This window comes from Candidatus Rhodoluna planktonica (genome assembly GCF_001854225.1).
GTDB lineage: Bacteria > Actinomycetota > Actinomycetes > Actinomycetales > Microbacteriaceae > Rhodoluna > Rhodoluna planktonica.
In genome coordinates, this window is the sequence record NZ_CP015208.1 from 1,052,004 (window position 1) to 1,066,214 (window position 14,211).

Below are 14,211 nucleotides of genomic sequence, written 5' to 3' on the forward strand. Positions count from 1 at the left end.
TTCGCTCAGAATAAAGGAATACAGCATTGATGGATATGCAGTGGCTCAATGAAGCCCGTTGCCTCACCGAAGACCCTGAACTTTTCTTTCCAGTTGGAAACACTGGGCCGGCAGTAGAGCAAATCGATCAAGCTAAAGCAGTTTGTCGCGAATGCTCGGTGGCTACCAGTTGCCTCGAGTACGCAATCAAAGAAAACCAGGACACCGGTGTTTGGGGTGGCCTAAGCGAAGACGAACGCAAGTCGCTAAAGCGCAAATACGCTCGAGCTCGACGCGCTGGCTAGCAGAATTTGAAAATCCCGCTGAATTCAGCGGGATTTTTTTATAGCGGAATGTGAATCACCACTCTGGAACCGCCGTCTGCGGGCGCCATCCAGTTGATTGTTCCCCGAAGCTCGCCTTCGATGAGTGTCTTGATAATTTGCGTACCAAGACCGGTACCGATTTTGTTTACGTCGAGTGCAACCCCGTTATCTGAAACGGTAATGGTCAGGTTTTTCGGTTTGCGCTCTGCCACCACGTGCACCACACCGTTTTTTCCGGCCAGACCATGCTCGACCGCGTTGGCAACAATCTCGGTAAGCGCCACAGCAAGTGGCGTCGCAACCTCGCTGCGAAGTTGGCCAAACTTTCCATCAATTAGTGTCTTCACGGTTGTGTTATGGAGCGAAGCAACCTCGCTGGTAAGCATCAGCGCCCGATCAAAAACTTCGTCGAAGTTCACGTCCTGAGCCAAGCCCTCAGAGAGAGTGTCGTGAACAACCGCAATAGCCGCTACCCGGCGCATAGCCTGACTGAGTTGCTCTTTAACTTCTTCGCTGTCACTTCGCCTTGACTGAATTCGCAACAGGCTGGCTACTGTTTGCAAATTGTTTTTCACTCGATGGTGAATCTCGCGAATTGTCGCGTCTTTGGTAATCAGTTCTCGCTCTTGGCGTCGCAATTCAGTAACGTCACGACACAGCACCAAAGCACCGGTTCTAACACCCTGCTCTTTCAACGGGATGGCTCGAACATTAAGTGTTACGTTGCGTGAATCCATGTCGGTGCGCCAGGGAGCACGCCCAGTAAGCACCAACGGCAGACTTTCATCCACGTTTGATTTGCCCTTCAGCACCGGAGTTGCCGCCTCGGCCAAAGATTTGCCCTCAAGTTCACCGGCTATGCCAAGTCGGTTGAAAGCCGATAGTGCGTTGGGGCTTGCAAAAACCACATTGCCATCGAAATCTAGCCGTAGCAGACCATCGTTAGCGCGCGGAGCACCGCGTTTGGGGCCGGTTGGGTTGCTGAAATCTGGGAAAGCACCTTGGGCAACCATGTTCAACAGTTCAAGTCCGCAACTTAGGTAATTTAGCTGGAGTCGATTCGGCGTTTGAGCTTCTGCAATGTTTGCGTGCTTAGTTACCACAGCAATCGGCACCGAGGTCACTTCTTCAGATTTCGAATTAAGGCGGCGCCGAACCGGGATTGCACTGAGGCGCGAAACCTCTAGGTCATGACCATTTGCCTGTTCGAGACCTACTGGCACGCCCTCTTTATAGGCCTTGGCGACTTTGCCCTGCCAATCTTTTCGAATTGGTTCGCCCGAGATGTCACGATAAAACATGGTTGGTGCGCTTGATGGTCGAGCATGCCCAGCAGCGACAAAGCCACCATCGCGAGTTGGAATCCAGAGCACCAAATCAGCAAAGACTAGGTCGGCTATAAGCTGCCACTCGACCTGCAGCAAATGCAACCATTCGACATCAGAATGCGACGCATCGGAATGTCTTTTGACTAGTTCGCTAAGTGTTGACACCTAACCGAGTTTAGCCACGCGCAACTGCAATTCACTTGGTGAATCGAGTATCAACCCGACCAGAGACCGCACCGCTGCCGAAACAGTACTGGATTTTGAACTTGAATCAATTGGATTGCCGGTGCGAATCGCCTGGTCGAATTCTTTACTGTGCTCGCCAATCATCAGCGCCGGGGAAAGATTCAGTAAACGCTCGAATGTTTCAACTACCTGCTGGCGCACAGACTTGCCAAGCACAGATTCGCGTACCCGATTCACCACCAAATGAGTTTGCTCGGGCAGAACCAACCGCAATTGCGGCCAATTAGCTACCAGTCGATAGATAGCCGTTGGCTCGGTGCTAGAAATTACAACCACAGATTCTGAATGCGAGAAAAACTCGATAAGAGAGTTAGACATAGTGTTTTGGTCGACCAGAAAGCATCCAACTGCAGCATCTATGACAACCCAGTCAAATTCGGTTTCGCAAAACTGGAAGAGCTCAGCGAGAGATTCAGCATTGATCTCGCTTGCTCGGGTTCGGTTAGGCAACCCCGGAATGAGCACCAACTTGCCGTTAGGGCTAGACAGGCTGATAGTTAGACGCTCAAATTCTTCGGAGCTTAGTCTTTTCTGACTGGCTAAGCGCAGCAGTGCGGCGATGCCTGCCGGCGGGGTGGCGAGCGCCAAATTTAGGTGTAGCCCTGGGTTTTCAAAATCTAGGTCAACTAAAAGCACCCGTAAACCTCGGCTGGCCAGTTGAACGGCACCAGCAAGCGCAAGGCTACTTTTACCAACAGAGCCGCCAGCAGACCAAAATACCGCTTTGCGCATCAGTCGATCAAAGTTGGTCTGAGCACGATTGATATTTTTGCTTCGGCGCCTACGGCTTTCAAAACCTCACCGACAGCCACCTGCGGCACCCATAATTCGACACTGGTTTGCGAATTTGCGAAGACCCCATCGTTTTCAGAGACATTAGCCACCTCTGCGGCATCGACAAGCTTGACCGGCTCTTGAAACTTTTCTTCGAGTTCACCAAACCACGCCCAGATATCAACGGTCGAACCGGGAACAACGCCCCGGGCAAGTGGCATGTTGGACCAGACCACAACCGGTGCTCTGTCATCTAAAACTGCCGTTGCCAGATTAGCTTTGGAAATAAATTCGCCAGATCTAACCGGCCCCAAAACATAGGCCTGGGCGGGAAGCTCATCTTTGGTTAGGTACAACCCTGATGCTGAGCCTATGTCGATCTCAACCAAGCGAAAACTATTGGAACTAATGGAAGCACCCGCGGGCAAGTTTTGAGCAGCCACCCAAATCTCAGTTTTCTTGGAGTCGTCGGAGAGCATCAGCCATGCCGTAGCACTGCTGGATACTGCAATAACCAACCCAGCAACAATGCGAAAGACTGATCTTTGTTTGAGAGAGAAATTCTTCATAGTAATCAATCTCTCCGATTAGCCAAGAATGCTCCGGAGTTATCCACAGCAAGAATTTGAACCTCATCTATGCTGGCGCTGGGTATGAAGGCAGTTGCCTGCGCCTGGTAATCGCGAATCATCACCAACGAACCCTCGCAAACCATAAGTGCCCCACGACACCAGCTTTGACCCTGAACCTGGATGCGCACCTCAGCCAATTTAGGCAGTTGCGCTAAGTAGCCGGCAAGATTCGTCTGAATCAGCATTGCCTGAGGTATTTTTGCGCTCGCCGGCACCAAGTTGACCAGCCTGGAAATTCGGCAGGTGGGCAGCACAATCCAGTAGCCCTGCATTAGCTCAAGACCTGCGACAAAATCACTACCGACCACGATATTTGCCAATTGACGCGGCGGATTTGTAGCAGAGTTGAGCAACCCAATCCCAATCTGAGCAAGATGTTCGGCCATCAGCATTTCGGGTTGGGCCAGAAAATCTAGTTCAGCATCCAAATCATCGAACCATGCATTTTCATCCATTTTGATATTTCACCGAGTGGGCGAGAAATATTTCAGAGTTATCCACAGGTTTAGAAAATCACTTGACCTTCGGATATACGAAGGTCTATCTTCTTAATTCCTTGGTACGCCCAAGGCAGGCACATCTTCAAGAGCACAGTAGGGGGCAGTGATGGCCGCAAATAAAAATGAAAAGAATGAGCAAGATCCAGACATAGCCAAAGCCAATAGCAACGAAGCTGAAGCGAAGCCGGCAAAAAAGAAAAGCCAGCCGAATAAGAAACGACCGTCTAGCAAAAAACCAGAACCGCGCAATGTCTCAAACCCAATCGAAGAAGCAGAGTTCTTCGGCAAAAAATACAACAAAACTTCCGAATTACCTGACCCAGAGCTAATTTTGCGAGCTTTGGCTATTGGGGTTATCGAAGTTATCTCAGGCACCAGAAGTGCTTTCCAACTTGCTCGACTACTCAGTGACGGGGTTCTCGAGCGACTCGTCCAGCGAGCTATCGATGCTCAGCAACAGCGCGATGCGCTAGGAATCAAAGCCAAGCATCAGCACTTCACGGTCGGTTCAATCAAAACCACCTACCCTCGCGAAGGGGTAGTTGAATCGGCGGTAATCATGACATCACCGACTCGAAATCGAGCCGTTGCGATTCGCCTCGAAGGATTCAACGATCGGTGGCGTGCTGTTGCACTTTCGGTGCTGTAAGTAAAAAAGGGAGGCCTATGGCCTCCCTTTTCTTTATGACCTAAAGAAACTACTTCCTGCGCCACTATCGGGTTTGGCTTCATTAGCAGCATTGCTGTTTGGAGCCGCTCTTCGAGGAGTGGCCGGCTTGGCAGCCTCGTTGCCTTGGTGAACCTCGGCGTTGCCATCCTCGTTAGGTGAAATGTAGGTCAAGGCAGACTGATCAACTTCTGTAACTGCTGGCTGGACCGAAACTTCAATGTTGAACAGGTAACCGACTACCTCTTCTTTGATGGCACCCATCATCTGCTGGAACATTCCGTAACCCTCGCGCTGGTATTCAACCAGCGGGTCGCGTTGCGCCATAGCTCGAAGGCCAATACCTTCTTTGAGGTAATCCATCTCGTAGAGGTGGTCACGCCATCTGCGGTCAACAACCGAAAGCACAACTCGACGCTCAAGTTCACGCATTGCTTCTTCGCCGATTGACTCGGCGCGCTTTAGATAGGCAAGCTTGGCATCGCTGACGATTTCTCGGGTTAGCCAGGCACGGGTTAGTTTCGAGCGGTTTCCTGCTTCAGCCAAAACCTCTTGGATTTCTAGACCGATTTGGTAAATGGTCTTCAACTCTGCCCACAGAGCATCTAGGTTCCAGTCGCTGCCCGCACTGTCTGAGATGTGGCTCTCAACAATGTTGGCGATTGCATCTTCAAGGAAGCCTTCAACGCGATCGGCGATGTCATCACCCTCAAGAATGTGGCGACGGTCATTGTAAATTGCTTCACGCTGACGGTTGAGCACATCGTCATACTTCAAAACGTTTTTGCGAATTTCAGCGTTGCGGCCCTCAACCTGAGATTGCGCAGACGCGATTGCCCGACTGACCACCTTTGATTCGATAGCCATTTCGTCTGGAACACCCGAGCGGTTCATTAGAGCGCTGGCGGCACCAGAATTGAACAAACGCATCAGGTCGTCGGTTAGGGATAGATAGAAACGAGATTCACCCTGATCGCCCTGGCGACCCGCACGACCGCGAAGCTGGTTGTCGATGCGGCGTGATTCGTGACGCTCAGTACCCAACACGTACAAGCCACCGACACTTAGAACTTTCTCAGCCTCAATCGCAACTTCTTCTTTGATCTTGGCAAATTCTTGTTCCCAGGCTGCCTGGTACTCGGCTGGGTTTTCATCGGCGTCGAGGTTGCGTTTCTGCAGTGCTTCGACAGTGAGGAATTCAGCATTACCACCGAGCATGATGTCGGTACCGCGACCGGCCATATTGGTTGCCACCGTGACCGCACCTAGTCGACCTGCCTGGGCAACAATTGCCGCCTCACGGGCATGGTTTTTAGCGTTCAAAACTTCGTGGCGAACCCCGGCTTTAGCCAACAATTTCGAAAGATACTCGCTCTTTTCGACGCTGGTGGTACCAACCAAAACCGGCTGTCCGGTTTTGTGGCGCTCAACGATATCGGCAACAACCATGTTGAATTTGACTTCTTCATTCTTGTAAATCAAATCTGGCTGGTCGATGCGAATCATCGGCTTGTTGGTTGGAATTGGGACAACCCCAAGCTTGTAAGTACTCATGAACTCAGCCGCTTCAGTTTCAGCGGTACCGGTCATGCCGGAGAGTTTTTTGTAAAGGCGGAAATAGTTCTGCAGCGTGATGGTAGCCAAAGTCTGGTTCTCGGCCTTTACCTCGACACCCTCTTTAGCTTCAATCGCTTGGTGAATACCCTCGTTGTAGCGTCGACCGGCCAAGATGCGTCCGGTGTGTTCATCAACGATTAGAACTTCACCATCCATGACCACGTAGTCTTTGTCGCGCTTGAACAAGGCCTTCGCACGAATCGAATTATTCAAAAACGAGATGAGCGGTGTGTTTGCCGACTCATAGAGGTTTTCAATACCTAGGTAATCTTCTACTTTTTCAATACCGGGCTCGAGAATGCCGATGGTGCGCTTCTTTTCATCTACTTCATAGTCGATGACCGGCTGCAGTTTTTCAGCAATCTTGGCAAATTCGGCGAACCAACGGTTAGCGTCACCCGAGGCTGGACCAGAAATAATCAGCGGAGTTCTGGCCTCATCGATAAGGATTGAGTCAACCTCGTCGACAATCGCGTAAAAGTGGCCGCGCTGAACCATGTCTGACTGCTGCCAGGCCATGTTGTCGCGAAGATAGTCGAAACCAAACTCGTTGTTGGTTCCGTAAGTGATGTCAGCCAAGTACTGCTCGCGGCGTTCTTGAGGATCTTGCCCCGACAGGATGCAGCCCGTGGTCATGCCTAGGGCACGAAATACGCGACCCATCAATTCACTCTGGTAGCCAGCCAAGAAGTCGTTAACAGTCACGATGTGGACGCCACGACCTGCAATTGCATTTAGGTAGGCAGGCAAGGTAGCGACCAAAGTCTTACCTTCACCGGTACGCATTTCAGCAATGTTGCCCAGGTGCAGAGCCGCACCACCCATGAGCTGCACATCGAAGTGACGCAAGCCAAGCGTGCGCTTTGAAGCTTCGCGAACCGCTGCGAATGCCTCTGGTAGCAAATCATCGAGAGACTCGCCGGACGCGTAGCGGTCGCGCAGCGTTGTTGTTTCATTGCGCAACTCTTCGTCGCTGAGCGCGGTGAAATTTTCCTCGAGGGCATTAATTGCTTCGGCATAGTTGCGCAGACGTGCTAGGACACGGCCTTCGCCAGCGCGCAAGAGCTTGTCGATAATGTTTGCCAAGATTTACTCCAAACCTGATTTTGGTTGTTCTTCAATCTTAGACTGCAGGCCCCTTCCCAACCGGGGAGGGGCCTGCAGGTTGCTAAGGTTCGCGACTGGCTTAATCGAGGCTGATTACTCCGTAATTCCAGCCTTTGCGTCGATAAACCACGCTTGGTTTATTGGTTTCAATATCTAGGAATAGGTAGAAATCGTGCCCGACCAACTCCATGTGGTACAAAGCGTCGTCAACGGTCATTGGAACTGACTCAAAGCTTTTGCGACGAATAACCACCGGACTTTCGCCAAAATCTGGCGCCTCAGACACCGATTCGACATCGTTGGTCTTGCCAAGCAAAACATCAGAATCAACCGGACGAACGTCGAGCTCAGCAAAGTCGTGCGCGGTTAGCTCACTGGTTCCGATTGAACCGTGGCGACCGTGGTGAACTTTTCGCTTGTCATTTGCCCGACGCAAGCGCTCAGAAAGCTTGCCCAGCGCTATGTCGAAGGCGGCAAATTTGTCGCTCGCGTGCGCCTCAGCGCGAATTACATGACCTGGTTCAAACACAGTAAGTTCTACCTGGTCTTCAGGGCCCGAGGTTCGGCTGTGATCATGTCGAGTTACTTTGATGGTGAGATTTTGAACTCGATGCGCCAGCTGCTCTACCTTGTGGGCTCGATCGGCGACATAGTCGCGAAAACGATCGGAAACCGTAAGGTTTTTGGCGGTGATGATAACTTCCATGATGACCTCCAATTGCGGGCAACATTGCCCGTGATTGAAAGTTATACCTTTTTTTCGTTGCGTGTTACCAATTTCAAACTTGTTTCAGCAAACGTCAAGAATGTGAAATTGACTAGGCTCAAAAGCTCGGCAGACAAAGTATGCGAAATGGCCCGCCTGGCTTCGAAAATGGATGCCCCGGTGGTAATTAGGTCGTCGATCAATAGCACCAATGAAGCCTGGCTGATGCTGCCATAAAACTTCATGCTGTTTCGACTAACTTCGAAACGACTGCCTCGGTCAAGTTTGGCCTGGTCGGCTCGGTCGCTAACCACTAGCCCTGCGGCAACCGAGATTCTGGCCGACTTGAACGCATCATGTTTGCGAAGCAGCTGGGCGCAGGCCTGAGCCAGCAGTTGCGCTGGCACGAATCCGCGTTTGAGTTTGGAAGTGCTGGTGCTTGGAATCGGTACCAAAACTATAGGCACTGAATTATTGTCTTGCCATTCTGCAACAAAATTTGATTTGAGCAAAGCGGCAACCATAAGTTCGGCCATCGGCTTTGCTAACGAAAAAAGCTGCTGTTCTTTGAAGGCAGAGATCAGTTTGGCAGCCTGCGGTGAATAGTCAACCACGGCTGTGCCGCAGATTTGGTGAAGCCCAAGTTGTGGTTGAGCGCGAGTTACATCCAGCGGATCGGTGAGCAGCGAAGAAAGGCAATTGCGGCAGATTACCGAGGGCTCGCTGTCACAGGAAAGACACTTTGCCGGTAGGAAAAAATCGAGCAACTTTTGGGTCAACGCCATTGTTTCATTCTGGAGCTGGCCGTTTCGAAATGGCACCGCAGAACTTAATTTGTGGATAGCCAAGCGGGACTAAGGGCCGATAACCAAAGCCAAAATATTGTGTTTAGTTGCCGGGGTAGGCAAATACGCTCACGTTGCTGGCAACGATAAGCCAACCAAAACCTCGGTACTGATACAAATTTCCGTTGGCTGAGAGGCCAAAGAAATTGCCTATTGCATTGACACCAGCCGCGGTGACAGGTTCGCTGAGTGGTGAAATGCTTCGGCTGAAACCACCCACTTTTAGAACAACCGAGACAGCTTGGTCCGAAGAGTTGGTGCCTGAGACAATCAGATTTGATTCATCTAGCCATGATGCTGAAATCGGGCTTAGACCGACCGGGGTAATGTCGTGCGGGGTTCCAAACCTAACCGGAGAGCCGTCGCCGTCGCGCACCACAGGCACCAAGAAAACTCGCAATCCATTGGCTGAGTTCAACGTGAAAACTGCTCTGGCGCCATCAGCGCTTAGCGAGAATCCAGTTCGTTCAAACGCAATCAGTTGGCCAAGTTCGATTGGCTTGGCGACACCATTTTTGTCGATGGCTAAAATCGACGATCCGGCTGCCCTTCCAGCACTGATTACATAGCCACGCTGGTCTATCTTGGGTTGCAGCAAATTAGCCCGGGCATCGACCAGCGAAACCGCACTTGGTACCAGCTTCAATTGAGTTCGGTAAGCACCCGCCGGTGTGGTGAAAACCAACTCGTTGAAGCCTGAATCAATTGCGAAATCTTTGACTTCATAGTTTGAGATGATCTGGTTGAGCCGATCAAGTTTCGGACCGGCAGCACCGGTTGGATAACTGAGCTGACCTTCACGCAAGATAATCGGATACGACGCTGGAGCTACCGGTCGACGAATATTTCCGGTGGCAATATCTTGCGGTGCACGCTCGATCAAAATTTGTACATCGTAAATGTTCTCAAGCTGCACAAGGGTCTCTCGAAGCTGCTGCTTCATCAAAGACCGCTGCAGCGTGTTGGCGACTAGGGCACGGTTAGTTAGGTCTACCGAGGCCACTCCGGCAACGACCGTAACTGCGTTCAGCGACAATTTCGTGCCCGAAGGTAAGGCGCTTCGCACCGCCTCTTTAAGCCAAGGATTAGGGCCTTTGAGAAGCGCATTGGTAAGACGAGTTGGGGTTGAGGCCCGGGAAGGGAACCACCGGGTATCAGGCACCAGATATTCGAATAGCGAATCGAAAAAATACAGGGAAACACTTTGGAAAATGTTTTCAAAAACCGGCTTGAGCACAACGGTTAGATTTGGAGCTTTAGATATTCGCCACTCGCCGTTTTCTCGAACCAACTCAAGTTCCAGCAGTTCTGTCGACCCAGCTGATCGCTCCAGATAAATTCCATCCTGATCTACCTCAGCGACCACCGAAACCGCAACGCTGGCAGTGTTGTTTGGATAGATGGTGACTGCAGGCCGGACGTTTTGAATCAGGGTTCGCTCTGCGGGATTCCATGTCGCACGAAAGTCGTTGGACAGGTACTCTCGAGCCACCGCATAGTCGTTCTGTGGACCGGTGCCTGCGTTGATAAATCCGTTCACAATCGCTTCGATGCTGTCGCCGACGCTGGGCCCCACCGGAGAGTAATACAAAAATTCGGAATCAGGATTGGCGTCAACCGCTTGACCGGTTCGAACATTTGAATTTGTTGGAATCATGGCGCAGCCGGTGAGTGCGATCGCCGCGGCAAACCCGACCGTAGCCGATATCAGTTTTTGCAAAGCTTTTAGGTTAGGCATTGTTCACCCGCTTGGCTGTCTTATTCTTGGGCGGCAGTGGCAGCGGCGACTGAGTGAAAACCATTCCATGGCGACGAGGTAGCGTAAGCCGGAAAGAGGCACCCTCCCCCGGCTTGGCCCAGACCTGCAACCATCCGCCGTGCAGGTTTGTGTCCTCCATTGAGATTGCCAAACCTAGACCGGTGCCGCCGGTAGTGCGTTTGCGAGCTGGATCGGCACGCCAAAATCGATCAAAAACTCGGTCTACTTCAGCGCGAGACATGCCAACGCCTGAGTCGGTCACCGTGACTGCCACCGCCGATTCGTCAGCGCCAACCGCAATCCGGATGGGTTTGCCTTCTCCGTGCTCTACTGCATTGGCTATTAGGTTGCGCAACAGGCGCTCGATTCGAGCCGAGTCAATTTCAACATCGACCGAACCGCTAGGAATGTCGACCAGAATTTGAGAACCCTTACTTGCAGCTAATGGTTCTAGCCCAGAAATCGCCATGCCGACGACTCCGTTGAGGTCTTGGATCTCTAGATCGGCATTGATCGCACCGGCATCGTATCGCGATATTTCAAGCAGATCATTGAGTAACACTTCAAAGCGTTCGATTTGATCGTGCATAAGCTCGGCCGAGCGTTTGGCAGCTGGTTCAAGCTTGCCTCGGTTAGCAAAAATTACATCGCCGGCCAATTTGATTGTGGTTAGCGGTGTTCTCAGTTCATGGGACACGTCAGAAACAAATCGTTGCTGCATTTTAGAGACCGAAGCCAATTTCACAATCTGCTTTTGCAGCGACTCAGTCATTCGGTTGAATGAGCGCCCAAGTACTGCAATTACATCTTCGCCTACCTCTGGCAGACGTCGATCCAAAGCACCTTCGGAAATTTCCTCGGCAACCTTAGCCGCCTCGTGCACCGGCTTAACCAACCAATTGGTTACGAAAAAGCTCACCGCTCCGATGGCGAAAATCAAAAAGATTCCGCCAACTGCCATGGTTCGCTGAACGAAATCAAGCGTTTGCTGTTCAGAACTTAGATCAAACATCAGATAGAGCTCATAGGTGCCGGCAAGCGGTATTTCAATCGGCGCACCAACCACTATGCCGGGTGAATTCTGTCCGTTGACCGGGATGCCGATTGACTGGTACTTCAAGTCGCCATTGGATGAACGAACCTCATTGCGCAGTTCTTGAGAAATAAGCAGAGTGTCGAGATCGGCAGAAATTGGGCTCTGCAAGATCAAGTTCATGTCTTGGTTCGGGGATCTAAGCAAGGCAACTCGGCGCGTCGAAGAGGTTCCCGAAGATTCGAGGGATGGCACCACTGAATTCATTAAGGTCTGCAAACCAATTTCATCGGTTACCGTGGTGGCCGAAAACGTGTTCTGCACTTCGATTACAGCTCGCTCCGACTCAGCCAAAATTTGGTCAACGCGCGTGTTGAACAAACCATTACCGATTGAATACGAGAGGAATCCTCCGGTGATGAAAAGCATCACCGTGGCCAGAGCAACAGTGGAAAAAACTGCTCGAGCCTGAAGGTATTTCTTGAATAGACCGAGCCCCCAGTTTAGGAAGCCGCGTAGCCGCAATTACTACAAACCAGCCTTGTATCCGATGCCGCGAACCGTAGTGACAATCTTTGGATTGTCTGGGTCTTCCTCGATTTTTGAACGCAACCGCTGCACGTGCACGTTGACCAATCGGGTGTCGGCTTTGTAGTGATAACCCCAAACCAACTCAAGCAGCATCTCTCTGGTGAAAACCTGTTTAGGCTTTTGGGCCAGGGTAAGCAGCAGTGAAAATTCAAGTGGAGTTAGTGAAATCAGCTCGTCGCCGCGTTTCACCTCGTGACCGACTACGTCGAGAGTGAGCGGGCCAATGCGATAGGTTTCAGTGTCGACCACTGGTGCACCAGCGCGAAGTCGGGCTCGAATTCGAGCAGTGAGTACACCCGGATCAAACGGCTTAACCACATAGTCGTCGGCGCCAGCTTCAAGACCCCGAACCACATCGTCAGATTCGGTTTTGGCGGTAAGCATAATGATTGGAGTGCCGCTGATATTGCGAATTTCGCGACAGACTTCAATTCCGTCTTTGCCCGGCAACATCACATCGAGTAAAACCAAGTCGGGCTCAATCGCAGCAAAAACATCAGCAGCGCCGGCTCCGGCGTCGTGAAAACTAACCGAGAAACCCTCAGACTCGAGCACGATACCGACCATCTCGCGCAGTGCGTTGTCGTCGTCGATGACCAAGATCTTATGGGTCATTGTTGTCTCCCCGGTTTAGTAACGGTAGTGATCGACCTTAAACGGGCCCGCCACATCTACACCAATGTACCGTGCCTGTTCGCCAGTCAATTGTGTTAATTCAACACCAAGTGCGTCAAGGTGCAAACGAGCAACTTTTTCATCCAGGTTTTTCGGCAAAATATGCACACCCAGTTCATAGTTTGCAGACTTGCTGAACAGTTCAATTTGCGCCAAAACCTGGTTGCTAAATGAATTGCTCATCACGAAACTAGGATGCCCGGTAGCGTTGCCCAGGTTCATCAAACGACCCTCGCTGAGAATCAAGACAGACTTGCCGTTTGGCAAGCGCCACTCGTGAACCTGCGGTTTGATTTCGATTTTTTCGATTCCCGGGATCTTGGCAATACCGGCCATGTCGATTTCGTTATCGAAGTGTCCGACGTTGGCAACAATGGCCAAGTGCTTCATCTGCAAGACGTGTTCAGGCTTGATGATTCCAGCGTTACCGGTGGCTGTAATAAAGATATCGACCTGGTCGATGACCGACTCGAGTCGAGCAACCTGAAAACCATCCATGGCAGCCTGCAGTGCACAGATCGGGTCAATTTCGCTGACAATCACACGAGCACCCTGTGCGCGCATGGCCTCGGCCGAACCCTTGCCGACATCACCGTAACCGGCGACGAAGGCGGTCTTGCCTCCGATCAAAACATCGGTAGCGCGGTTCAGGCCATCAGGTAGTGAGTGGCGGATTCCGTATTTGTTGTCAAACTTTGACTTGGTGACCGAGTCGTTGACGTTGATGGCCGGGAACAGCAGTTCACCGTTGCGGAAAAATTCATAGAGTCGGTGCACACCGGTTGTGGTCTCTTCAGTGACACCCTTGATTTCGGCGGCAATTTGGGTGAAACGATTTGGGCTAGTAGCAATTGACGAGCGCAAGAGTTCGAGGACAACGGCATACTCTTCGCTGTCGCTTTCGCCGGTTGCTGGAACCTGACCGGCTAGTTCAAATTCGCGCCCCTTGTGAACCAAGAGCGTGGCGTCACCACCGTCGTCGAGAATCATGTTTGGGCCGATGTAGGTGGCACCCTCGGTCTTGGCTTCGGCAGACCAATCAAAAATCTGATCGGTGCACCACCAGTACTCTTCTAAGGTTTCCCCTTTCCAGGCAAACACCGGAGTACCCTGAGGGTTTTCCGCGGTTCCTTTGCCAACCACAACAGCCGCCGCGGCTTCATCCTGGGTCGAAAAAATGTTGCAGGAAGCCCAGCGAACCGAAGCGCCCAGAGCAACCAAAGTTTCAATCAAAACCGCCGTCTGAACCGTCATGTGCAGCGAGCCGGCAATGCGGGCACCCTTGAGCGGTTGGCTGGCAGAAAACTCGGTGCGCAGAGCCATCAAGCCTGGCATTTCATGCTCGGCTAAGCGAATTTGGTGACGTCCAATTTCGGCGAGGTTTAGGTCAGCTACTTTGAAGTCGATGGTGCTCATTTTGGTCTTT

At 51.6% G+C, this 14,211-nt stretch carries 13 protein-coding genes; 2 read left to right on the forward strand and 11 right to left on the reverse strand.

Translation table 11 applies throughout. The annotated features are described in order from the left end of the window. Positions 1–35 precede the first annotated feature (35 nt). A complete protein-coding gene (locus tag A4Z71_RS05260) occupies positions 36–284 on the forward strand; it encodes a WhiB family transcriptional regulator (RefSeq protein WP_070954867.1) in 249 nt (82 codons plus the stop codon). Positions 285–322: 38 nt separating this feature from the next. On the opposite strand, the gene A4Z71_RS05265 is transcribed toward A4Z71_RS05260, so the two are convergent. From A4Z71_RS05265 to A4Z71_RS05280, 4 genes are read right to left on the reverse strand one after another with little or no spacing between them, the layout of a single operon-like run. Then, entirely contained in the window at positions 323–1,798 is a 1,476-nt protein-coding gene (locus A4Z71_RS05265; protein WP_070954868.1) for a sensor histidine kinase, read from the reverse strand. Continuing rightward, the gene (locus tag A4Z71_RS05270) at positions 1,799–2,611 is read right to left on the reverse strand and encodes a MinD/ParA family ATP-binding protein (RefSeq protein WP_070954869.1); all 813 of its coding nucleotides are present in this window, start codon (positions 2,609–2,611) and stop codon (positions 1,799–1,801) included. Then, positions 2,611–3,222 carry a CpaB family protein gene (locus A4Z71_RS05275; RefSeq protein WP_070954870.1) on the reverse strand — a complete coding sequence of 204 codons (612 nt, stop codon included), beginning with the start codon at positions 3,220–3,222 and terminating at the stop codon, positions 2,611–2,613. The genes A4Z71_RS05270 and A4Z71_RS05275 overlap by 1 nt, the downstream gene beginning before the upstream one ends. A 5-nt stretch (positions 3,223–3,227) precedes the next feature. Next, on the reverse strand, positions 3,228–3,740 hold the full coding sequence (locus A4Z71_RS05280) for a hypothetical protein (protein ID WP_070954871.1): 513 nt from the start codon (positions 3,738–3,740) through the stop codon (positions 3,228–3,230). Between the two features lie 151 nt (positions 3,741–3,891). Here A4Z71_RS05280 and A4Z71_RS05285 point away from each other — a divergent pair, with 151 nt between their 5' ends. Further along, on the forward strand, positions 3,892–4,434 hold the full coding sequence (locus tag A4Z71_RS05285) for an Rv3235 family protein (RefSeq protein ID WP_084028435.1): 543 nt from the start codon (positions 3,892–3,894) through the stop codon (positions 4,432–4,434). Positions 4,435–4,467: 33 nt separating this feature from the next. On the opposite strand, the gene secA is transcribed toward A4Z71_RS05285, so the two are convergent. From secA to ahcY, 7 genes are all read right to left on the reverse strand, one after another. Then, complete coding sequence (gene secA / locus A4Z71_RS05290; RefSeq protein WP_070954872.1) at positions 4,468–7,155, reverse strand: preprotein translocase subunit SecA; 2,688 nt, start codon at positions 7,153–7,155, stop codon at positions 4,468–4,470. Between the two features lie 100 nt (positions 7,156–7,255). After that, on the reverse strand, positions 7,256–7,882 hold the full coding sequence (hpf, locus tag A4Z71_RS05295) for a ribosome hibernation-promoting factor, HPF/YfiA family (RefSeq protein WP_070954873.1): 627 nt from the start codon (positions 7,880–7,882) through the stop codon (positions 7,256–7,258). Positions 7,883–7,923: 41 nt separating this feature from the next. Then, positions 7,924–8,667 (reverse strand): ComF family protein, encoded by a 744-nt coding sequence (locus A4Z71_RS05300; RefSeq protein ID WP_145943918.1) that lies wholly within the window; start codon positions 8,665–8,667, stop codon positions 7,924–7,926. Positions 8,668–8,770: 103 nt separating this feature from the next. Next, entirely contained in the window at positions 8,771–10,465 is a 1,695-nt protein-coding gene (locus tag A4Z71_RS05305; protein ID WP_070954875.1) for an LpqB family beta-propeller domain-containing protein, read from the reverse strand. Continuing rightward, a complete protein-coding gene (mtrB, locus tag A4Z71_RS05310) occupies positions 10,458–12,044 on the reverse strand; it encodes an MtrAB system histidine kinase MtrB (RefSeq protein WP_070954876.1) in 1,587 nt (528 codons plus the stop codon). The genes A4Z71_RS05305 and mtrB overlap by 8 nt, the downstream gene beginning before the upstream one ends. Before the next feature lie 3 nt (positions 12,045–12,047). Continuing rightward, a complete protein-coding gene (gene mtrA, locus A4Z71_RS05315) occupies positions 12,048–12,725 on the reverse strand; it encodes an MtrAB system response regulator MtrA (protein WP_070954877.1) in 678 nt (225 codons plus the stop codon). A 15-nt stretch (positions 12,726–12,740) separates the two neighbouring features. Further along, positions 12,741–14,201, reverse strand: coding sequence for an adenosylhomocysteinase (gene ahcY / locus A4Z71_RS05320; protein WP_070954878.1), 1,461 nt, complete (start codon positions 14,199–14,201; stop codon positions 12,741–12,743). Positions 14,202–14,211 lie beyond the last annotated feature (10 nt).